Raw genomic sequence first — 21709 nt, 5'->3', positions numbered from 1 at the left:
GCTTGCATTCAGGTTGACGTCAGAAAATGCTGCAAGGTTCCATGAAGCATAATCAACGTCCGGCAGATATCCACTCGCCATCATTTGATTGAGCCGCGCGCAGAAAAAATGTGGGAAACAAATGTGGGAGCGAGCTTGCTCCCACAGGTATTTTGTTCGACTTGCAAGGCTTAGACGCGGAACTGATCCATCAAACTCTGCTGCTGATTCGCCAGGCTGTTGAGCGACTGGCTGACCCGCGCCGATTCATTGGCCTGGCCTGACAGTGATTCGGTCACGTCGCGGATGGTCGCCACGTTGTTGTTGATCTCCTCGGCCACCGCGCTTTGCTCTTCGGCGGCACTGGCGATCTGCATGTTCATGTCATTGATCACGGTCACTGCCTCGCCGATCTGGCGCAACGCCGTTACCGCCTGGCCAACCTGCTCGACACTGCCCTGGGCCTGACGATGGCTGTTATTCATCGAACCCACCACCTCCTGGGTACCGTTTTGCAGCTGTTCGATCACCAGACGGGTTTCTTCGACGGATTCCTGGGTACGCCGGGCCAGGTTGCGCACTTCATCGGCTACTACGGCAAACCCGCGTCCGGCCTCACCGGCACGGGCCGCTTCGATCGCGGCGTTGAGGGCCAGCAGGTTGGTCTGCTCGGCAATCGCACGAATCACTTCCAGTACCGTGCCGATCTTCTCGCTGTTGGCGGCCAGGCCTTCGACCTGGACCATGGCCGCGCTCATGTCGGCGGCGAGGTTGTCGATGCTGGCGGTGGTGCGGTCGATCACAGTCAAACCCTGACGGGTCGCCTGATCGGCATCGCGGGCGGCATGGGCCGCTTGCGCGGCGCTACGGGCGACGTCCTGGGCGGTGGCGCTCATTTCGTGGGAGGCGGTCGCCACCTGGTCCACCTGGCGGTATTGCTGCTCCATGCCAGCGCTGGTCTGGGCGGCGATGGCGGACGACTGGTCAGCGGTGCTGCGGGCGTCCTGCACCGAGCGTTTCACTTCGGCAATGATCGGTTGCAGCTTGTCGAGGAAACGGTTGAACCAGCCGGCCAACTGGCCCAGCTCATCCTGCTTGTCGTAGGCCAGGCGGCGGGTCAGGTCACCTTCGCCGCTGGCGATGTCTTCGAGCATGTGTGCCACGCCGAGGATCGGTCGGGTCACGCTGCGGGCCATCAGCCACACCAGCATCAGGCCGAGCAGCGCGGCGAGCACACCCAGGCCGAGTTCGACCAGCGTACCGGCGGTGTTGCTGTCATCGAGTTGCTTTTTCAGGGCTTCGGCGGGGCCGACCAGGACTTTCTCCGGCACATCGAGCAACACACCCCAGGACTTACCGCCGGGAATCGGCTGGAAAGGCGCCAGCACCTTCAGTTGCTGCTGGCTGTGCAGGCTGGCGGTTTTGCTGCTGGCGGCGAGCATGCGCAGCAGTTCGGCGCCGCTGGCCTGATCCACGGCGTCCAGGCGCTGGCTGAGTTTGCTGGCGTCCGGGCTGTAGCCGGCGAGCAGGCCGGCCGGGCTGATGATGCTGACGCTGGTCTGACCGTCATAGAGCTTCTTGCTCGCGCCCAGGCTGACCGCTTGCAGGCTGTTGAGGTTGATGTCCACCGACAGCGAGGCGATGACCTTGCCATTGACCATCAGCGGGAAAACGATGCTGGTCATCAGCACGTTCTGACCGTCGATCTCATAGAAGTAGGGTTCGATCACGCACGGCTTGAGGGTGGTGCGCGGGCAGGTGAACCAGGCGTTGGCCGCTTCGCCGCTGGGGCCGGTGCTGGTGTCGGCCATGTCCTTTTCCGGCAGCGCCATGGACGTTACCTTGCCCGGCGTCGGCTGTGACCAGTAGAGCGCGAAACGGCCCTTGTCGTTGCTGCCAAGCTCGGCCTGACCTGCGAACAGTTCGTCCTTGCCGTCCAGCCCATTGGGCTCGAACACCAGGGACAGGCCGAGCAGGTCCGGATTGGCTTGCAGGGCCGACTTGACCTGGCGGGTCAGGTCTTCGCGCAGGTCGAAGGCATCGAGAAAGCGCTTCTCGGCCTGGTCACGCAGGAACAGCACCTGCCGCGAGAAGCCGTGGCCGTACTGATAGGCGTCCATGAACTGCTGGCGAATCCCCAGCGCCTGGTTTTCCCCCTGGGACTCGATCCGGGCCTGGGCCGCGTCAGTCAGCATCTCCATGCTCGAGGCTTTCACCAGCTCGGAGCTGTGCTCCATGCGATACAGCGAAAGACCCACCAGCAGGGTCACGATGCCCGCCAGGCACAACCCGGCCAGCAGGGTGATTTTCCATTGAATGGAAAGTTGTCTGAGCGACATGGAGACGTCCTTATTCGATAAATATCTGAGACTTTGCACTGTAGCGGCCAACAAACAGCGTTCTTGAGCCGCAAGCGGCAAGCTTCAGGTAAAAAGCGTAAAAGCTTGTCGCTTGAGGCTTGCAGCTTGAAGCTGCTTCATTCAAAGTGCGCGCCCTCTAATAAAACCCATTCCTTTTATCCGCTGGCGGCTCTCGCAGACTGCCGGCCGGACTCTTTTCGCTTGCCCAGAGGTATGACAATGAATGCAGTAATTGCCGCGGTCGGCATCATGCTGATCCTCAGCCTGTCCCGCGTGCATGTGGTGATCGCCCTGATCGTCGGTGCGCTGGTCGGTGGCTTGACCGGTGGCCTGGGGATCGAGGCGACGCTCAAGGCTTTCAACAGCGGCCTCGGCGGCGGGGCGACGGTGGCGTTGTCCTACGCCTTGCTCGGCGCTTTCGCCGTGGCCATTGCCAAGTCCGGCATGGCCCATGCGCTGGCCGACAAAGCCCTGGCGATGGTCGATCGCCAGCACGCCAACGGCGGTGGCCAGGTCAAATGGCTGCTGATCGGCCTGCTCTGGGTCGTGGCCATCGCCTCGCAGAACATCTTGCCGATACATATCGCGTTTATTCCGTTGCTGGTGCCGCCGCTTCTTTATGTGCTGACCAAACTGCAGCTGGACCGTCGCCTGATCGCCTGCGTCATGACCTTCGGCCTGATCACGCCCTACATGTTCCTGCCGGTGGGCTTCGGTAACATCTTCCTCAATGAGATCCTGTTGGCCAACGTCGCCCGCAGCGGCGTGGACATCAGCGGCATCAACGTGACCCACGCCATGGGCATCCCGGCCCTGGGCATGGTGGCGGGCTTGCTGATCGCGTTTGTCAGCTACCGCAAGAAGCGTGTCTACGACCTGGCGAAGATCGAGCAGGTCGAGCAAGTGGCGGTGCAATACAACCCGCTGAGCCTGATGGTGGCCGGCGTTGCCATCGCGGCGGCGTTCATCATTCAGTTGTTGCTCGATTCGATGATCATCGGCGCACTGGTCGGCTTCCTGATCTTCTCGGTGTCGGGCATCGTCAAATGGCGCGACACCGACGACCTGTTCACCGAAGGCATGAAAATGATGGCGATGATCGGCTTCATCATGATCGCCGCCTCCGGGTTTGCCGAAGTGATGAAGGCCACCGGTGAGGTGCAGACGCTGGTCGAGTCGTCGGCGTCGTACATCGATCACAGCAAAGGCATTGGCGCCTTGCTGATGTTGCTGGTGGGGTTGCTGGTGACCATGGGCATCGGCTCGTCGTTCTCCACCGTGCCGATCCTGGCGGCGATCTTCGTGCCGCTGTGCGTGCAACTGGGCTTCAGCCCATTGGCCATCGTGTGCATCGTCGGCACGGCCGGTGCCCTGGGCGACGCCGGTTCGCCGGCTTCGGACTCGACCCTGGGCCCGACCTCCGGCCTGAACATCGACGGCCAGCACCATCACATCTGGGACACCGTGGTCCCGACCTTCCTGCACTACAACCTGCCGCTGCTGGCGTTTGGCTGGGTTGCGGCGATGGTTCTGTAACACTGAAATCCCACAGGGGATCTTCTGCGGACCTGACGGCCGCGTTCAACTTTTGACCCGGCGTGCCGTTAAGCTTTTAACCACGCCAACAAAATCAAAAGAGTGAACGTCATGCGCATGAGCCTCAAGGCCAAAGTCCTGTCCCTTGCCGTCCTCCCGGTGTTGCTGTTTGCGCTGGTCATCAGCCTGACCACGCTGTTCATTCTTCAGGATCAGGCGCGCAAGGAAGTCGAGCAGACCCGCGAGCGCCTGCTCAGCGATGCCAAGGCGACCCTGCAAAGCTACGTGGCCGTGGCCATGACCACGATCAAACCGCTCTACGACGCGGCCGCCCCCGGCGATGAGGCGGCGCGGGCCCAGGTGATCAAGCTGCTGTCGAGCATCACCTATGGCAAGGACGGCTACTTCTTCGGCTACGACTCCAACACCGTGCGCCTGTTCAAGGCCAACAGCCCCGACGGCGTGGGCCAGAGTTTCAAGGACAACCGCGACCCGAACGGTGTCTACGTCAACCGCGACCTGGTGAAAGTCGCCAAGGACGGTACGCACTACCTGCAATACAGCTCGCCATTGCCCGGCAACACCCAGGTACTGGTGCCCAAGCTCGGCTACACCGAATACCTGCCGAAGTGGGACATGGCGGTCGGCACCTCGGTCAACCTCGACGGCATCGAAGCACAAGTGGCCGTGGTCGAAGCCAAGGTCCAGGAGCGCATGCAAGGCATGGTGCTGAGCATCGTTGGCGTAGCAGTCGTGCTGCTGCTGGTAATCGCCGCTGCCGGGATGCTGCTGGCCAATACCATTCTGCGTCCGCTGCATCTGATGAAGGCCAACCTCGACGACATCGCGGCGGGCGAAGGCGATCTGACCCGCCGCTTGACCATCACCAGCCAGGACGAACTCGGTGAACTGGCCGGCTCGTTCAACCGTTTCGTCGACAAGATCCACGGCCTGGTACGGCAGATCACCGAAATGACCTCGCAACTGACCGGACTGGTGAATCAGGTGTCCGACCAGGCCAACCGTTCGGACCAGGCCATGGAACGCCAACGTCACGAAACCGATCAGGTGGCCACGGCGATCAACGCAATGTCGGCCGCCGCCCAGGAAGTGGCCAAGAGCGCGCAGAACGCCGCGGTGGCAGCCCAGCAGACCGACGAAGAAGGGCAGGCGGCCAAGCGTGTGGTGGCCGGCAGTATCGAGAAGATCCATGCCCTGGTGGACGACATCCGCAGCAGCGGCGTGTCCCTGGACAGCCTGCAAAAAGACGTGTCGTCGATTGTCAGCGTGCTCGGGGTGATCCGCTCGATTGCCGAGCAGACCAACCTGCTGGCGCTTAACGCGGCCATCGAAGCCGCCCGTGCCGGCGAGGCCGGGCGCGGTTTTGCGGTGGTGGCCGATGAAGTGCGGGCGCTGGCCAGCCGCACGCAAATCAGCACCCAGGAAATCCAGGGCATGATCGACCGTTTGCAGGCCGGCACCCAGTCGGCGGTAGAGGCGATGCGCCGCTCCAGCGAGGCCGGCGACGGCACCTCGGCCCAGGCCAACGAGGCGGGGGCTTCGCTGGACACCATGGCCCAGCTGATCGCGACCATCAATTCGATGAACGCGCAGATCGCCAGTGCCGCCGAAGAACAGACTGCCGTGGCCGAAGAGATCAACCGCAGCGTGCACCAGATTGCCGTGGCGGTGGACAACGTCGCCGACGAAACCCAACTCGGCGCGCAGACTTCACGCAGCCTGGCCGACCTCGGCCAGCGCCTGGGCAGCCTGGTCGGGCAGTTCCGGATCTGACTGGTTTGCAATCTGTAGGGTTGTGACTGGCAGGAGCGACAGCCACTACACTTGTTCTGTGCATCCGAGCACTGGACGACCTTGCTAGAGGAGTCAGCCCCATGATTGACCGCGAAAGTATCTGCGATTGCCCGAAATGTTCCTGCAAACTCGGTGAACATCCGATTGCCCGTCACGGCAAACACTACTGCTGTGAGGCCTGCGCCAAGCACCATGAACACGGCGAGGAATGCACCCATAAAGAGTGCAAGTGCGCTCATGGCTGACAACCGCGAATGAAAAGTGGAGCCTAATCCGGCTCCACTTCCAGCCTGAGGCTGTCATCTTCCAGGCGTTCGCTGTGGCGCACGGTGCCTTGCAAGCGCCGCCCTTCGACCCGTAGCACCAGGGTCCTGGCTTGCTCCAGATCTTCCGGCAGTGGCGCCGGGACGCGTATGGCGAAGCAGAATGGGTCATTTTCGACCTGTTCCAGGCCGATCCGGCACTCGGCGCTCTTGGTGATGCGACCGTTCGGCGTGTCCAGACCGTAGTCCAGCTGCGCAGGGCTGTAGACGGGTGTTGTGCTCATATCCCTTCCCCCGAACCTGATGGTTACCGGATATTAGTTCGCCGGCCGCCACTTGACGTTTTCCACGCCGAACTTTTCAGCCATCGGCTTGCTGGTCTTTTGCACCTTCTCGCGTCCGAACCGGGGGATTCGCCCCACCCCCGCGTCACAGCTCGCCCAATGCCAGGCTTCTGCGTTATCCATTTTTTCCAGGCGGATGATGAATGACTTCGGATCGCCATGGAGGGTGTACTCGACGACGAATAATTTTGCACTGTTCATAAAGCCCCGGTTCCTCCCTGCTGTACATAGAAGGATCGCGCGCCATCGGGAAAATTCACTCGGCTTGTCGGAAAGCGGCAGTTGCTGGCGACAAGTTCGGCGCCCCGTTACCATGGAAGCTTCCCGTACCCCCAATGAACATTGACCATGGCCCTCGCCGCACCGCCTGACCTGAGTGATACCAATGTGCCTGTGCAACCGCTGGCGCGCACCTATCCGCGCGGGTTGTACATCGAGCCCCATGAGCACGTCTGGGGCCAGTTGCTGTATGCGATGAGCGGGGTGATGTGGGTCGAGACGCCGCATGAAGCGCTGGTGGTGCCACCGCAGCGGGCGGTGTGGTTGCCGCCCGGCGTGCCCCACGGGATTCGCGTGGTATCGGACCTGCAGATGCGCAATATCTACCTGCGGCCGTCCCTGGCCGCGACCCTGGATGACAGCGTTCAGGTGATCGAGGTCGGCGGCTTGCTGCGCGAGTTGATTGTCAGCCTGGTGGAGCAGGGTAACGACGGGTCGCCCGAGTATTACGACGCGCTGGTGGGCCTGGCGCTGCTGGAGCTCAAGCGGGCCAGGCGTTCGCTGTTGAAAATTCCGTTGCCGGACGATTCCGACCGGCGATTGATGAATTTGTGTCAGGCGGTCATGGCTGCGCCTTCACTGGACATTCCTTTCGAACAACATGCGGACAACGCCGGAGCCAGCGTGCGCACCCTGGCGCGGCTGTTCAAGGACGGTTTGGGCATGGGCTTCGCCGAGTGGCGGCGTCAGGTGCAACTGGCGACGGCGGTGGCCGAGTTGATCCAGGGCGTACCGGTCAGCGCGATTGCCCGGGAGCTGGGCTATTCGCCGAGCAGCTTCAGCGACATGTTTCGCCGTGAGCTGGGCGTTGCCCCTTCGCAGTTTCCGGCGGCGCAACGCCAGGACTGAACTCGTCGAGGCCAGGCTTTGGCCGAAATTCAGAAGCACTTGGCCGATGCTCGCAGGCGTCGCCCCCTAGACTCAGCGCATACCTCAATTGCTCCCGGAGTCCGCCATGAACTACCTCGTGTCTGTGGCCATCGGTCTGGGCGTCGGTCTGCTCTACGGCGCCCTGGATTTTCGTTCCCCCGCACCCCCGGCCATCGCGCTGGTGGGCCTGCTCGGCATGCTCGCCGGCGAAAAGCTCTGGCCGATGGGGCGGGGGCTGGTGGCTGGCTGGATCTCCTGAACCCTTTTCGACTCGATGGATACGCCCATGAAAGCTCTGCAATTCGATAAAACCGGTGATCTCTCTGCCCTGCGCTACGTCGAGGTGCCTACGCCCGTGCCCGGCGTCGATGAAGTGCTGGTCGAGATCAAGGCCGCCGGCCTCAACCCCAGCGATGTGAAGAACGTGCTGGGGCGTTTTCCCTACACCACCTTGCCGCGGATTCCCGGTCGAGACTTTGCCGGAGTTGTCGTGGCCGGCCCGCAGGCGCTGATCGGTCAGGACGTCTGGGGCACGGGCAAGGAACTGGGTTTTTTCGCCGACGGTTCCCACGCGCAGTTCGTCAAGCTGCCGGCCAATGGCGTGGCGCTCAAACCCACGCACCTGAGCTTTGCCCAGGCCGCCAGCCTCGGCGTGCCGTACACCACGGCGTGGGATGCACTGGAGCGCAGCCTGGTGACGGCCGAAACCCGATTGCTGGTCATCGGTGGCGGGGCAGTTGGCAGTGCCGCGCTGGCCTTGGCCAAGGTGCGCGGTGCCCGGGTGCTGGCGGCCGCGCGGCGTCCGGAACAGGTCAAGGACTTGCAGGATCAGGGCTACCAGACCCTGCAACTGGATAAACCCGAAGACCTCGGGGCTCAGGTCAACGCCGTCTATGCCGGCGGCGCCGACGTGATTTTCGACACCACCGGTTTCTGGCTGCCGGCCTCGGTACCCGCCCTGGCCACGTTCGGCCGCATCGCGATCATTGCAGCACCCGTGGACGGTCACGTGCAGTTGCCGGCCTTGGCGTTGTATCGCAAGGGTGGCTCGGTGGTGGGGATCAACTCGCTGCTGTACGGCGTGCAAGCGTGCGCAGCGATGCTTGACCAGTTTGGCAAGTTCTTCGATCAGGATTTGTTGCCCCTGCCACAAGGCTTGTTCGAGTCGCCTTTGGCCGAAGGGCTGGAGCGCTATGCCGAAGTGAATCAAGGCAGCGGTGACAAGGTGATTCTGTTGCCATAACCCACCCCCACAGAGGCACGGCTCACCACTGCATCTCCTACAAAGAAAAAGGCGCATTTGCTGTAGGATTAGTTACCTAGACTCCAAGAGGTAACCCCATGAGCGAGCCGATTCGCCTGACCCAATACAGCCACGGCGCCGGTTGCGGTTGCAAGATCTCCCCCCAAGTGCTGGAAGTGATCCTGGCCGGCAGCGGGGCGCAGAACCTCGACCCGAAGCTTTGGGTCGGCAACGCCTCGCGCGATGACGCGGCGGTGTATGCCATCGATGAGGAACGCGGCGTGGTCTCGACCACGGACTTTTTCATGCCGATCGTCGACGATCCCTTCGATTTCGGCCGAATTGCCGCCACCAATGCCATCAGCGACATCTATGCGATGGGCGGCGATCCGTTGATGGCGATTGCGATCCTGGGCTGGCCGGTGAACGTGTTGGCGCCGGAAGTTGCCCGGGAAGTGATACGCGGCGGTCGTTCGGTGTGTGACGAGGCGGGCATCCCGCTGGCAGGCGGGCACTCCATCGACGCGCCAGAACCGATCTTTGGCCTGGCTGTCACCGGCCTGGTGGAAAAGCGCCACATGAAGCGCAACGATACCGCCACCGCCGGTTGCCTGCTTTATCTCACCAAGCCCTTGGGTATCGGCATCCTTACGACTGCCGAGAAAAAGGGCAAGTTGCGTCATGCCGACATCGGCCTGGCCCGGGACTGGATGTGCACCCTGAACAAACCCGGCAGCCGTTTCGGCAAGCTCGACGGCGTGACCGCGATGACCGATGTCACCGGTTTCGGCCTGCTCGGGCACCTGGTGGAAATGGCCGACGGCAGCCAGCTCACGGCGCGCATTGAATATGACCGCGTACCGCGCCTGCCGGGGGTCGAGTATTACCTGGAACAGGGCTGCGTACCCGGCGGGACTCTGCGCAATTTCGACAGCTACGCCAGCAAGCTCGGACGCCTTCAGGAGCTGCACAAACGCGTGCTCTGCGACCCGCAGACCAGCGGTGGCCTGTTGATTGCCGTGACGCCGCAAGGCAACGAGCAATTCCTTTCGGTGGCCGCCGAACTGGGCCTTAGCCTGGAACCGATCGGTGAACTGGTCGAGCGACAGAGCAACGCGGTCGAGGTGTTTTGATGTTCGTCGACTGCACTGATTACCGCGACATCTTCCTCAACGACCGGCCAATGATGGACGCCCGCGCGCCCGTCGAATTCAACAAAGGCGCGTTTCCTGGCGTGATCAACCTGCCGTTGATGAATGACCATGAACGCCAGCGGGTCGGCACCTGCTACAAGCAGCACGGCCAGCAAGCGGCCATTGTGCTGGGGCATCAACTGGTGTCGGGCGCGGTCAAGGCCGAACGCATCCAGGCCTGGGCCGATTTTGCCCGGGCGCATCCGGATGGATTGTTGTATTGCTTTCGCGGCGGTCTGCGCTCGCAGATAGTCCAGCAATGGCTCAAGGACGAGGCCGGCATCGACTATCCACGGGTGGGCGGTGGCTACAAGGCCATGCGCACCTTTCTGCTGGACACCCTCGATCAAGCTGTGACCCAGTGTGATTTCGTCCTGTTGGGCGGGATGACCGGCACCGGCAAAACCGAGGTGCTCACGCAACTGGGCAACGCCGTGGACCTTGAAGGTCATGCCAACCATCGCGGCTCCAGTTTCGGCAAGCGCGCCACGGGCCAACCCTCGAACATCGACTTCGAAAACCGCTTGGCCGTAGACGTGTTGAAAAAACGCGCACGGGGCATCGAGCAGTTCGTACTGGAAGACGAAAGCCGTGCGGTGGGCAGTTGTGCGCTGCCGTTGCCGCTGTACCAGGGCATGCAGCAGTTCCCGATGGTGTGGCTGGAAGACAGCCTGGAAGGTCGGGTCGAGCGGATCCTGCGCGATTACGTGGTGGATCTGTGCGCCGAATTCATCGACGTGCATGGCGAGGAGGGCTTTGCGTTGTTTTCCGAACGCTTGCTGGAAAGCCTGAACAATGTGCAAAAGCGCCTGGGTGGTGAACGTCATCGACGCTTGCTGGTCTTGATGGAGGATGCGTTGGCCGAGCAGGCCCGCAGTGGCGCGGTGGATCTGCACCGGGGCTGGATCGAAGGGCTGCTGTGCGAGTATTACGATCCGATGTATGCGTTTCAGCGGGAGAAGAAAGACGCGCGGATCGAGTTTGCCGGGGAGCGAGGGGCGGTTCTTGAGTATCTGCGCGAGCGGGGCAGCCAGCGAGGGTGATGTAGCCTGTGCCGGCCTCATCGCGAGCAGGCTCGCTCCTACATTGGATCTGCGCCGTACACAAAAACTGTGTTCACCGAAGATCACTGTAGGAGCGAGCCTGCTCGCGATGAGGCCCGATCAGGCAATGCACAACTCAGGTCGGGCAGGTTTCTGCGCCGTTATCCAGGCCTTGCTTGTACACATGGCTCTGCAAACTGGCCTTGCCGTTGTGCCAGGTCAGGGTCAGTACATACAGCGAGTCGTAGTCGCTGGACTCCCAGTCGTCGATGATCTTCGCATCCTTGCCGGTGGCTTCGCCGGCCACCGTGTTGATCAGCTCTGGCAGGTAACCGTGGGACCAGGCCGTGTAGATGACCGAGTTGTGGTACTTGTCGTGGAGCAGCTCATCGGCCAGGTCACTGGTGTCATTGGCGGAAAAGTTGATGTTCACCGGCAGGCCCAGCTTGATGGCGCTGGGGCTGATGGTCATCAGTGGGCGGATATAACTGTAGGAATTGTCGAGCTCGCCTTCCTCGACGTTACGGGTCGGGTTGGCCGCGAACACATAGTTGGCCTTGCCGAACTTTTCCGGCAGCAGTGTGGCCAGGTCGATGGCGCGGTTCAGTCCCCGGCAATTGAGCTGGCCCAGGCCGCCGGCGGGTTTTTCCCCGTGGCGCAGGAAGACCAGCGTCTGGGTGCCATCCATCGGTTGGGCGCGACTCAGGCCGGGCTCCAGCGACAGGAACATCGCGCTGACCACCAAGAGGGCGGGCAACAAAAGGTAGGCGCGATATTTAAAGCGTTTGGCAAAATTGAACAGATTCATGAATAAAAGGATCTTCAGCGCAATTCGGTTAAGGCTGACAAACCTTTACACCTCGATTGTCCTGCGTCGGGTGTTTTCCATGTCATTGAAGCCAGTCCTTTATCAAAGGGGTGGTGCTCTGAGTCCCCTGAACCCGTTTGGTTCGATTCCGGCCGAGTGCGCGGCAATGTATCGGTAACCTTCACGGGTTTGCAGCCAAGGTTATCGACAGGATGTTGCACAAATGTGGACACAATACACCGGATGGTATTGAAACAGTGGTGATCTCTTTTGATCTCGCCTATCAGCGAGATCGATGGCTTCAAGGGATCGCTGAGCCGATATCTACATTATGATCGTCACTCTCAATGTCTTCGTGGATCCCGCCCATGACCGATTTGTCCGCTTTCCCCATCACCCGCAAATGGCCTGCCCAGTATCCGGAGTGGATTCAGCTGTACTCCTTGCCGACCCCCAACGGCGTCAAGGTCTCGATCATGCTTGAAGAGATCGGCCTGCCGTATGAGCCTCACCGGGTAGGCTTCGACACCAACGACCAGATGTCCCCGGAATTTCTTTCACTCAATCCCAACAACAAGATCCCGGCGATCCTCGATCCCCACGGTCCGGACGACCTGCCGCTGGCGCTGTTCGAATCGGGAGCAATTCTGATCTACCTGGCCGACAAGAGCGGGCAACTGCTGGCCCAGGAGTCGGCTGCGCGCTACGAAACGATCCAGTGGCTGATGTTCCAGATGGGCGGCATTGGCCCGATGTTCGGCCAGCTCGGGTTTTTCAACAAGTTCGCCGGCAAGGACTACGAAGACAAGCGTCCCCGTGACCGCTACGTCGAGGAAAGCAGGCGCCTGCTTAAGGTGCTGGACGGCCGTCTGCAAGGGCGCGACTGGATCATGGGCGAGCGCTACACCATCGCCGACATCGCCACCTTCCCGTGGGTGCGCAACCTGATCGGCTTCTATGAAGCCGGCGATCTGGTGGGCATTCAGAACTTCCCTAACGTCACGCGGGTGCTGGAGCGTTTCCTGGCGCGGCCGGCGGTGGTGCGTGGGTTGCAGATTCCGAGCCCGGTAGCGAGCTGATACACCGCTCCCACAGAGGGGCAGTGCTGGATGCCAGTATTGTTGCCCAGCCTGCAAGAGTTTGTTGATCACCCGGGGTTTGTGCCCAGCGCCGCGCAGGGCATAAGCTTCGCCTCCCTACGACGTTCGTCTCGTCCTCTGAAATCCAGGAATACCCATGTCCAGTCAGTTCCCCGAAGCACGCCCACGCCGTCTGCGCCGCAATGCGAGCCTGCGCAGCCTGTTCCAGGAGACCGAGTTCAGCCTGAACGACCTGGTGCTGCCGATTTTCGTCGAAGAAGAAATCGACGACTTCGTGCCGATCAAAAGCATGCCGGGCGTGATGCGCATTCCCGAGTCGAAACTGGCCGGCGAGATCGAGCGCTACGCCCGTGCCGGGATCAAGTCGGTGATGACCTTCGGCGTGTCCCATCACCTGGACAGCAGCGGCAGCGACACCTGGCGCGATGACGGCCTGGTCTCGCGCATGTCGCGCATCGCCAAGGACGCAGTGCCGGACATGATCGTGATGTCCGACACCTGCTTTTGCGAGTACACCGACCACGGCCATTGCGGCGTGCTGCACAACCATGAGGTCGACAACGACCAGACCCTGATCAACCTCGGCAGGCAAGCCGTCGCGGCAGCCCGTGCCGGTGCCGATGTGATCGCCCCCTCGGCAGCGATGGACGGGCAGGTCCAGGCGATTCGCCGGGCCCTCGATGACGCCGGGTTTACCCAGACGGCGATCATGGCCTATTCGACCAAATTCGCCTCGGCGCTTTATGGCCCGTTCCGCGAGGCGGGTGGCAGTGCGCTCAAGGGCGACCGTAAAAGCTACCAGATGAACCCGATGAACCGCCGCGAAGCGGTGCGCGAATCGTTGCTCGACGAACAGGAAGGCGCCGATGCGCTGATGGTCAAGCCGGCCGGTGCGTATCTGGACATCATCCGCGACATCCGCGAAGCCTCGCGCCTGCCGCTGTCGGCCTATCAGGTGAGCGGTGAGTACGCGATGATCAAGTTTGCCGCCCAGGCCGGGGCCATCGATGAAGACCGTGTGGTGCGCGAGAGCCTGGGGGCGATCAAGCGGGCCGGGGCAGACCTGATCTTTACCTATTTTGCGATGGATCTGGCCTTGGCCGGGATCTGATAATCACTCTATAACCCTGTAGGAGCGAGCCTGCTCGCGAAAGCGGAGTGTCAGTCAACATGATTCTGACTGATCCACCGCTATCGCGAGCAGGCTCGCTCCCACAGGGGAATGTGGTGTTTTCAGGTCGCGCCAAAAAACGTCCGGATCCCGTGATCGCGGAAGTACCGTTCGATCACTTTCGGATCCGAGCAGGTTTCGGCAATCGCCACATAGGTATCGGGCCGCAGCAGATAAAAGCCGTTGCGCCCCAGGCCCGCCGCTTCGAACGCCGGTCGCCAGTCGAACACATGCAGCGGCAGATGGTGCTCGTGGCACCAGGCGATCATCTCGTCGCTGGTGTCGCCATAGACATGCACCTGCCAGGTCAGGCACTTGAGCGACTCGAAATTATCCCCCTCACCGTCATGGGCCCAGGGCAGGCGATCACCGCCATGCACACGCCCGGCAACGCCCGTGCTCAACGGCATGCCACGATAATTCAGGGTGATCTGCGACACCGTGCGAAACAGGAACTGGCGGGAGGCTTCGAACGAGGTCATTTTCGGTAACAAGAACGGCGCCAGGCGCGTACGCAGCAAATCGGCAATCGGCCCGTCGGCGGTGACGAACGTGAAGACCCGGTCGGTGGTCGCCACCAGTTTGCGCGCAAACGCGATGCGCTCGGTTTCATAGGTGTCGAGCAGCCTGGCCTCGGCACCGCCGCTCAACACGGCCGCCAGTTTCCAGGCCAGGTTGATGGCATCGCCAATCCCGGTGTTCATGCCCTGGCCGCCCGCCGGGCTGTGCACATGGGCGGCATCACCCAGCAAAAACGCCCGGCCGTTGCGGAAGTGATCCGCCACCCGATGATGCACGCGGTAGGTCGAGAACCAATTCAGTTGCTCGATCTTCACCTTCATGTGCTCGATGGCCCGGCTGCTGACGTCCTCGAAGCGCAGGGTCTCGGCGTGTTCGGCGCGCTCGTCGCGCACCGTGCCGATCAGCCGGGCACGACCACTGTCGCCCAGTGGGAACACGGCGAGGAAGTCCGCCTCGTCGAGATCCACATGCAGTTCGCCGTTGAATGTCGGGCCGCTGGCCTGCACGTCGGCGACGTAGAAAATCTGCTGGTAGGTCCCGCCGGGAAACCCGGTATCCAGGGTCTTGCGCACAATCGACCGGGCACCGTCGCACCCGGCCAGGTAACAGGCCTGGCAGGTTTCCTGCTGACCGTCGGGCAGGTTCAGCGTGGCCGTGATGCCGTCTGCGGTTTGCTCGAAGCCTGCCAGTTCAGTGTTGCGTTCCACCGTAATGCCGAAGGCTTCCAGACGCTCGATCAGCAGCCGTTCGTGTTCGTCCTGGGGGAATATCTCGAGAAACGAGTAGGGCGTCAGGCCTTCACCGATCTGAGACAGGGGCAGGCGCGCCACGGGCTCACCCTTGACCCAGAAGTTGCCGGCCTTTACTTGATGGCCGTGTTGCACCACGGCGTCGTCCAGTCCGAGCTGGCGATACAACTCCAGCGTCCGTGCCTGGACGGCCAGCGCCCGGGAGGTGGTGCCGGGGGCCGAGGTTTTGTCGACGATCCGCACGCGCACGCCCAGCTTGCTCAGCCACAACGCCAGGACCAGCCCGGTCGGGCCGGCGCCGATGATCAACACGTCGCTGCGGTGCATGACCTGTCCTCCTCGCTGTGTGAATCAAGTATGGTCCAGTCGGGGAGGGCGGCAACCGTCAGACTGCCACGGACGTAGCCGCTGACCTGCCATTGGTCGTATGGTTGGCCCGGACCAACGGATTAGATGGAACGACATGCAAATCAGATTGATCACAAGCGTCGCCGTGTTGCTGGTATTGGCCGGTTGCGGCAGCCAACGGACCCAGGAACCGGCGGCGCGCAGCCCGGCCGAAGTGAAGGCCGAGATTATGCGTTTGCTGCCGACCAAGGCTGCCGATCCCCAGGGTTGGGCCACGGATATCCAGGTGGCGTTTACCGCGCAAGACATCTCGGCGACCACGCAAAACCTGTGCTCGGTGCTCGCGGTGACGGAACAGGAGTCGACCTTTCAGGTCGATCCGAGCGTACCGGGCCTGGGCAAGATCGCCCGCGACGAGATCGACCGCCGTGCCGCCAAGGCACATATTCCCGGCCTGCTGGTGAGCGGTGCGTTAATGCTCGATTCGCCCAACGGCAAAAGCTACAGCAGCCGCCTGAATGCCGCGCGCAGTGAAAAGGAACTGAGCGCCATTTTCGACGACTTCATCGGCATGGTGCCGATGGGCAAGAAGCTGTTCGGCGGCTTCAACCCGGTGCATACCGGCGGGCCGATGCAGGTCAGCATTGACTTTGCCGAGCAGCAGGCCAAGGGCTATCCGTACCCGGTGAAGGGCTCGATTCGCCATGAAGTGTTCACCCGGCGCGGCGGCATGTATTTCGGCATCGCGCATCTGCTCGGGTATCCGGTGAGTTACCCACAGCCGCTGTACCGCTTTGCGGACTTCAACGCGGGTTGGTACGCCAGCCGTAACGCCGCGTTCCAGAACGCGGTGAGCCGGGCTTCCGGTATCCCGTTGGCGCTGGATGGCGACCTGGTGAACTACGGTTCGATCATGCCCGGCACCACGGAACTGGCTGTGCGCAGCCTCGGCAAGCAACTGGACATGCGCAATCCGACGATCCGTGAGCAACTGGAAGAGGGGAAAACCCTGGGGTTCGAAGACAGCAAACTCTATCGGCGGGTTTTCGAACTGGCCGAACGGGCCGAGGGCCGGCCGTTACCCCGTGAAGTGTTGCCCGGGATCGTGCTGCAAAGCCCGAAAATCACCCGCAAACTCACCACCGCGTGGTTCGCCAAGCGAGTCGATGAACGCTACCAGCGCTGCATGGCGCGGGCAGTGCAGTAATCGCGACGTATAAAAAAGCATAAAAAACCCGGCGGGTGAGGCCGGGTTTTCATTGAGTTCTGCGGTCAAGCACTGCATTCAGACAGCGCGGCTTTCGATCAGACGGTCCGAGCCACCTTCAGCGACACGGTTTTGCAGGAGCTTGTCGGAACCGCCTTCAGCGACGCGGTTTTGCAGCAGTTTGTCGGAACCACCTTCAGCGACGCGGTTTTGCAGGAGCTTGTCGGAACCGCCTTCAGCGACACGGTTTTGCAGCAGCTTGTCGGAACCGCCTTCGGCAACACGTTTTTCCAGCAGGCGATCCGAACCACCCTCGGCCACACGGCTTTCAATCAGACGATCCGAGCCGCCTTCAGCGACCACAGGTTGAGCAGAGTTTGCGGCGAAAGCGTTAACTGCGAAAACCGAGAAAGCGATGCTGAGGAGGGTCTGGCGTTTCATGATCGTGTGCTCCGGGGTGCTTATGGGTTGGTATGGAGCAGATGTTACGCCGGGGATTTTTTAAGAGAACTTCATTGAAGTGATGGTGAACATCGACGGCAATGATAGGTCCGACGCCACACCTCTTGTGAGCGTGATGGTGCGATCGTCGGATGGCCACTGTGTGGCGGGCGGCGGCTTCTACACTGGTTAGCTGGCGCGTTCCTCTGCCGCGACGGTCGATGTGGCCCGGCAGAGGTCGCGGTATGCAAGGAGACGTTTATGCACCAGCTCTACGGCCATCTGAACTCCGGAGCGGCGGCTATCGAAGCAGCCCTTGAGCTCTGCGATGTTCCTTATCGCTTCATCGATGTCGAGACGTCCGCGGAGGCGGCCCAGGCGCTGGAAAAACTCAACCCGCTCAAACAGATTCCGACCTTGCAGCTACCCGATGGCAGTGTCCTGACCGAGAGCGCGGCGATCCTGATCCACCTCGGGCTGAGCTTTCCCGCATCGGGATTGTTGCCGCAGGATCCGGCCGAGCGGGACCAGGCCATTCGCGGCATGGCGTACATCGTCAGCAATTGCTATGCGGCCATCGGCATCATTGATTACCCCGAACGCTGGTTGGCCGAGGCGGATGAGTCGTCCAGGCAGAACCTCATGGAGGGCGCCCGCCGGCGCCTGCACTGGAGTTGGGAGGTGTTTGCCGATCAGTTCTCGGGCGAGTTGTACCTGGGCAGCGAGAAACCCGGGGGCCTGGATGTGCTGGCGGCAGTGATCTCGCGATGGGCGGGCAGTCGGGAACATTTGCGCAACGCCCGGCCGGGGTTTTTCGCCTGGCTGGAACGCATCGACCGCCACCCGGCACTGGCACCGGTGTTCGCCCGGCATTGGCCGGTCTGAACACCGAAGATCCCTTGTGGGAGCACGCCTGCTCCTACAAGGGATCTTCGGTGTGTCGACTTATTCCCCGCGAATGTACTGTTCCAGCTGCTTGATCAGTTCAGCCTGTTCGGCAATCGCTTCCTTGACCAGGTCGCCAATCGACAGCAGGCCGATCAATTTGCCGCCTTCGACCACCGGCAAGTGACGCAGGCGTCTATCGGACATGATGCCCAGACAGGTATCCACGGTTTGGTGGGTGTCGACGGTAATCACCGGCGAAACCATGATGTCGCGCACCGGCGTGCCCACCGAAGAGCGGCCGTGCAGCACCAGTTTTCGCGCGTAGTCCCGTTCGCTGATAATGCCCAGCACTTCATCATTCTCCACCACCAGCAAGGCGCCGACGTTTTTCTCGGCCATCTTCATCAATGCTTCGAGCACCATGTGGTCGGGTTTGATCTGGTGCACTTCCTGATTCTTCTGATCTTTGAGCTTGAGCAGTTGGGCGACGGTTTTCATGGTGGTTACTCGGGTGTTGTCGTTGTTCTTGAAGAATCGTAGACGCGAGCGTTCAGGGCAAGGGCGAAAGCGGCAGTTAACACGTAAAAAACGTCATTCGACGGTTTTTCTTTGGCAAACCACACATTTCAGGCCAATAGATTACTTGTGGGCCAGAGATACCGGGGCCATACGCGCTATCGCGACTGATGACGGGTAGAATCCCCCTCTGAATCAGTTTCGAGGTTTGCAGTGGTGGATCTACAGCAGGGCTTCGTCCTGACCCGGCATTGGCGCGACACCCCGGCCGGTACGGAAGTCGAATTCTGGCTGGCGACCGACAGCGGTCCCCGGCGTATCCGCCTGCCTCACCAACCATCGGTGGCGTTCATCCCCGCTGCGCAGCGTCAGCCCGCCGAAAGCGTTTTGCATGACGAGAAGAACGTCGAGCTCAAGCCCCTGGCCCTGCAGGATTTCGAACATCGCCCGGTCCTCGGTCTTTACTGCCAGCAACATGGCCAGTTGATGCGCCTGGAAACCGCGCTGCGCCGGGCCGGTGTCGAGGTGTTCGAAGCCGACGTGCGCCCGCCGGAACGCTACATGATGGAACGTTTCATCACCGCACCGGTGCGCTTCAGTGGCACGCCGAATTCCGAGGGCCTGCTGCTCGACGCGCAGATGAAACCCGACCCCGATTACCGGCCAAGCCTGAAACTGGTGTCCCTGGACATCGAGACCACCGCCCAGGGCGAGTTGTATTCCATCGCATTGGAAGGCTGCGGCGAGCGTCAGGTGTACATGCTCGGTCCGCCCAACGGCGACGCTAGCCAGGTGGATTTCCAGCTCGAATACTGCGATTCGCGGACCCTGTTGCTGAAAAAGCTCAACGACTGGTTTGCCCGGTTCGACCCCGACGTGATCATCGGCTGGAACGTTGTGCAGTTCGACTTGCGGGTGCTCCACGAACACGCCCGACGCCTGGCGGTGCCGTTGAAACTGGGGCGTGGCGGCGAGGAAATGCAGTGGCGTGAACACGGCAGCGGCAACCATTACTTCGCTTCAGCCGCTGGCCGCTTGATTATCGACGGTATCGAGGCCCTGCGTTCGGCGACCTGGAGCTTCCCCTCGTTCAGCCTGGAAAACGTCGCGCAAACCTTGCTCGGCGAGGGCAAGTCCATCGACAACCCGTACCAGCGCATGGACGAAATCAATCGTATGTTCGCCGAGGACAAACCGGCGCTGGCCACATACAACCTCAAGGACTGCGAACTGGTCACGCGGATTTTCGCCAGGACCGAGTTGCTCACCTTCCTGCTGGAGCGGGCCAGCGTCACCGGTTTGCCGGCCGATCGCATGGGCGGTTCGGTGGCGGCGTTCACGCACCTGTACATGCCGCTGATGCACCGTCAGGGTTTCGTTGCACCCAACCTCGGCGGCAAGCCACCGCAAGCCAGTCCCGGCGGGTTTGTCATGGATTCGCAACCGGGGTTGTACGAGTCGGTGCTGGTGCTCGACTACAAAAGCCTCTATCCGTCGATCATCCGCACCTTCCTGATTGACCCCGTGGGGCTGATTGAAGGGCTCAAGCATCCGGACGACAGCGAGTCGGTGCCGGGTTTTCGTGGCGCGCGCTTTTCTCGCACCCGACATTGCCTGCCATCCATCGTCGCCCGGGTGGCCGAAGGCCGGGAAACTGCCAAGCGCGAACACAACGCACCGCTGTCCCAGGCGCTGAAAATCATCATGAACGCCTTTTACGGTGTGCTCGGCTCCAGCGGTTGTCGCTTCTTCGACACGCGCCTGGCGTCGTCCATCACCTTGCGCGGACACGAAATCATGCTGCGCACCCGCCAGTTGATCGAGGCCCAGGGGCATGCGGTGATTTACGGCGACACCGACTCGACCTTCGTCTGGCTGCGTCGCGCTCATGGCCAGCAGGAGGCGGCGCAGATCGGCCATGCGCTGGTGGCGCACGTCAATCAGTGGTGGCGCGAGCACGTGCAGCAGGAATACGGCCTGCAGAGCGTTCTCGAATTGCAGTTCGAAACCCACTACAAGCGTTTTTTGATGCCGACCATTCGCGGCGCCGAAGAAGGCAGCAAGAAGCGCTACGCCGGGCTGGTCACCCGGGACGACGGCAGCGACGAAATGGTCTACAAAGGCCTGGAAACCGTGCGCACCGACTGGTCGCTGCTGGCCCGGCAATTCCAGCAAGAGCTGTATTCGCGGATCTTCCTGCGCAAGCCCTACCAGGACTATGTGCGTGACTACGTGCGCAAGACCCTGGCCGGCGAATTCGATGACCGGCTGATCTACCGCAAACGCCTGCGCCGCACCCTCGATGACTATCAGCGCAACGTACCGCCCCATGTGCGCGCGGCGCGCCTGGCCGACGAGTACAACGACCGGCAGGGCCGCCCGCGCCAGTACCAGAACGGCGGCTGGATCAGCTACGTGATCACCGTCGCCGGCCCCGAACCGCTGGAAGTGCGTAGCGCGCCCATCGATTACGACCACTACATCACCCGGCAGCTGCAACCGGTGGCGGACGCGATACTGCCGTTTGTCGACGACGACTTCTCAACCCTGATTGGTGGGCAACTGGGCCTGTTTTGAGTCCATCAGCGACAGGGTCCAGTCATCCAGGATGCCGTGGAAGTACTGGTTCAAGGCTTGCTGGAAAAGGCTGTCGGCGTCGGCGACCTGGGCAAACAGGGTCATCGAGGAGTGAAACTTCAGGTCGTCGGGATGACCGAAAATCCCCGCTACCGAGCGCTCCCGGATGTTCAGCACTTCCTGGGTACAGGTGCGCAGCCGGGCGCCCAGTAACGGATGCTCAAGGTAGGCCAGGGCTTCCTCCCGCGAGCGGATGGCAAAGCGGCGCGACATCTCGCTGCCGCCGAGCCCGGCAAACTGCGGAAAAATGAACCACATCCAGTGACTGCGCTTGTGTCCGTTGTTCAGCTCGTTTTGAACCCGCTCGAATACCGGTTCCTGAGCCTGGAGAAAACGTTGCAGATTGAACGGGTCCAGGTGGTCGGTGCTTCTCATGACGAAGCTCTCTGACAGACTG

20 protein-coding genes and 3 pseudogenes are annotated in these 21709 nt (G+C 61.7%); 14 read left to right on the top strand and 9 right to left on the bottom strand.

Going from position 1 to position 21709, the window contains the following annotated elements; genetic code table 11:
• Positions 1 to 170 precede the first annotated feature (170 nt).
• Together VC35_RS30390 and VC35_RS30385 are read right to left on the bottom strand one after the other, a co-directional pair.
• A pseudogene (locus VC35_RS30390) lies at positions 171 to 764 on the bottom strand (methyl-accepting chemotaxis protein); the annotation flags it as partial.
• Between the two features lie 264 nt (positions 765 to 1028).
• Positions 1029 to 2099 (bottom strand): annotated as a pseudogene (locus VC35_RS30385) (methyl-accepting chemotaxis protein); the annotation flags it as partial.
• Between the two features lie 459 nt (positions 2100 to 2558).
• Here VC35_RS30385 and VC35_RS23210 point away from each other — a divergent pair.
• From VC35_RS23210 to VC35_RS29190, 4 genes and pseudogenes are all read left to right on the top strand, one after another.
• Positions 2559 to 3875, top strand: a complete 1317-nt coding sequence (locus VC35_RS23210; protein ID WP_008049824.1) for a Na+/H+ antiporter family protein — start codon at positions 2559 to 2561, stop codon at positions 3873 to 3875.
• Positions 3876 to 3986: 111 nt separating this feature from the next.
• Positions 3987 to 4811: pseudogene (locus VC35_RS30380) on the top strand (cache domain-containing protein); the annotation flags it as partial.
• A gap of 36 nt (positions 4812 to 4847) precedes the next feature.
• Positions 4848 to 5669 carry a methyl-accepting chemotaxis protein gene (locus VC35_RS30375; RefSeq protein ID WP_404942371.1) on the top strand — a complete coding sequence of 274 codons (822 nt, stop codon included), beginning with the start codon at positions 4848 to 4850 and terminating at the stop codon, positions 5667 to 5669.
• 101 nt (positions 5670 to 5770) lie between these two features.
• Positions 5771 to 5935, top strand: coding sequence for a metallothionein (locus VC35_RS29190; protein ID WP_080925374.1), 165 nt, complete (start codon positions 5771 to 5773; stop codon positions 5933 to 5935).
• A gap of 23 nt (positions 5936 to 5958) precedes the next feature.
• Here VC35_RS29190 and VC35_RS23200 read toward each other — a convergent pair whose 3' ends face one another.
• Both VC35_RS23200 and VC35_RS23195 read right to left on the bottom strand, forming a co-directional pair.
• A complete protein-coding gene (locus VC35_RS23200; protein ID WP_046042807.1) occupies positions 5959 to 6237 on the bottom strand; it encodes a hypothetical protein in 279 nt (92 codons plus the stop codon).
• A 33-nt stretch (positions 6238 to 6270) separates the two neighbouring features.
• Entirely contained in the window at positions 6271 to 6498 is a 228-nt protein-coding gene (locus VC35_RS23195) for a DUF6555 family protein (RefSeq protein WP_046042806.1), read from the bottom strand.
• 147 nt (positions 6499 to 6645) lie between these two features.
• Between VC35_RS23195 and VC35_RS23190 the strand changes: the two genes are divergently transcribed.
• From VC35_RS23190 to mnmH, 5 genes are all read left to right on the top strand, one after another.
• Positions 6646 to 7425 carry an AraC family transcriptional regulator gene (locus VC35_RS23190; RefSeq protein ID WP_046042804.1) on the top strand — a complete coding sequence of 260 codons (780 nt, stop codon included), beginning with the start codon at positions 6646 to 6648 and terminating at the stop codon, positions 7423 to 7425.
• A 106-nt stretch (positions 7426 to 7531) separates the two neighbouring features.
• The gene (locus VC35_RS29185; RefSeq protein ID WP_008049832.1) at positions 7532 to 7705 is read left to right on the top strand and encodes a DUF1427 family protein; all 174 of its coding nucleotides are present in this window, start codon (positions 7532 to 7534) and stop codon (positions 7703 to 7705) included.
• Positions 7706 to 7732: 27 nt separating this feature from the next.
• Positions 7733 to 8689 carry a quinone oxidoreductase family protein gene (locus VC35_RS23185; RefSeq protein ID WP_046042803.1) on the top strand — a complete coding sequence of 319 codons (957 nt, stop codon included), beginning with the start codon at positions 7733 to 7735 and terminating at the stop codon, positions 8687 to 8689.
• Positions 8690 to 8787: 98 nt separating this feature from the next.
• Complete coding sequence (gene selD / locus VC35_RS23180; protein ID WP_046042802.1) at positions 8788 to 9822, top strand: selenide, water dikinase SelD; 1035 nt, start codon at positions 8788 to 8790, stop codon at positions 9820 to 9822.
• A complete protein-coding gene (gene mnmH / locus VC35_RS23175; protein WP_046042801.1) occupies positions 9822 to 10925 on the top strand; it encodes a tRNA 2-selenouridine(34) synthase MnmH in 1104 nt (367 codons plus the stop codon). Before selD ends, mnmH begins: the two co-directional genes overlap by 1 nt.
• Positions 10926 to 11061: 136 nt before the next feature.
• On the opposite strand, the gene VC35_RS23170 is transcribed toward mnmH, so the two are convergent.
• Positions 11062 to 11733, bottom strand: a complete 672-nt coding sequence (locus VC35_RS23170) for a hypothetical protein (RefSeq protein ID WP_046042800.1) — start codon at positions 11731 to 11733, stop codon at positions 11062 to 11064.
• A gap of 368 nt (positions 11734 to 12101) precedes the next feature.
• Between VC35_RS23170 and VC35_RS23165 the strand changes: the two genes are divergently transcribed.
• Together VC35_RS23165 and hemB are read left to right on the top strand one after the other, a co-directional pair.
• Complete coding sequence (locus VC35_RS23165; RefSeq protein ID WP_046042799.1) at positions 12102 to 12812, top strand: glutathione S-transferase family protein; 711 nt, start codon at positions 12102 to 12104, stop codon at positions 12810 to 12812.
• Between the two features lie 157 nt (positions 12813 to 12969).
• A complete protein-coding gene (gene hemB, locus VC35_RS23160) occupies positions 12970 to 13944 on the top strand; it encodes a porphobilinogen synthase (protein WP_046042798.1) in 975 nt (324 codons plus the stop codon).
• 122 nt (positions 13945 to 14066) lie between these two features.
• Here hemB and VC35_RS23155 read toward each other — a convergent pair whose 3' ends face one another.
• Positions 14067 to 15602 (bottom strand): FAD-dependent oxidoreductase, encoded by a 1536-nt coding sequence (locus VC35_RS23155; RefSeq protein ID WP_046042797.1) that lies wholly within the window; start codon positions 15600 to 15602, stop codon positions 14067 to 14069.
• A gap of 136 nt (positions 15603 to 15738) precedes the next feature.
• On the opposite strand from VC35_RS23155, the gene VC35_RS23150 reads away from it, so the two are divergent.
• Positions 15739 to 16830: a DUF1615 domain-containing protein gene (locus VC35_RS23150; protein ID WP_046042796.1), complete on the top strand. Its 1092-nt coding sequence runs from the start codon at positions 15739 to 15741 to the stop codon at positions 16828 to 16830.
• A gap of 78 nt (positions 16831 to 16908) precedes the next feature.
• On the opposite strand, the gene VC35_RS23145 is transcribed toward VC35_RS23150, so the two are convergent.
• Entirely contained in the window at positions 16909 to 17271 is a 363-nt protein-coding gene (locus VC35_RS23145; RefSeq protein WP_046042795.1) for a hypothetical protein, read from the bottom strand.
• Between the two features lie 261 nt (positions 17272 to 17532).
• Here VC35_RS23145 and VC35_RS23140 point away from each other — a divergent pair, with 261 nt between their 5' ends.
• A complete protein-coding gene (locus VC35_RS23140; RefSeq protein WP_046042793.1) occupies positions 17533 to 18156 on the top strand; it encodes a glutathione S-transferase in 624 nt (207 codons plus the stop codon).
• A gap of 60 nt (positions 18157 to 18216) precedes the next feature.
• Here VC35_RS23140 and VC35_RS23135 read toward each other — a convergent pair whose 3' ends face one another.
• Positions 18217 to 18657, bottom strand: a complete 441-nt coding sequence (locus tag VC35_RS23135) for a CBS domain-containing protein (protein ID WP_046042792.1) — start codon at positions 18655 to 18657, stop codon at positions 18217 to 18219.
• 234 nt (positions 18658 to 18891) lie between these two features.
• Here VC35_RS23135 and VC35_RS23130 point away from each other — a divergent pair, with 234 nt between their 5' ends.
• Entirely contained in the window at positions 18892 to 21252 is a 2361-nt protein-coding gene (locus tag VC35_RS23130) for a DNA polymerase II (RefSeq protein ID WP_185754841.1), read from the top strand.
• On the opposite strand, the gene VC35_RS23125 is transcribed toward VC35_RS23130, so the two are convergent.
• Complete coding sequence (locus VC35_RS23125; RefSeq protein WP_046042790.1) at positions 21217 to 21687, bottom strand: DUF1810 domain-containing protein; 471 nt, start codon at positions 21685 to 21687, stop codon at positions 21217 to 21219. The genes VC35_RS23130 and VC35_RS23125 overlap by 36 nt on opposite strands.
• Positions 21688 to 21709: the final 22 nt, after the last annotated feature.

It is taken from the genome of Pseudomonas fluorescens (genome assembly GCF_000967965.1).
Lineage (GTDB): Bacteria > Pseudomonadota > Gammaproteobacteria > Pseudomonadales > Pseudomonadaceae > Aquipseudomonas > Aquipseudomonas grandcourensis.
This window is presented reverse-complemented; position numbering and strand designations above follow the sequence as displayed.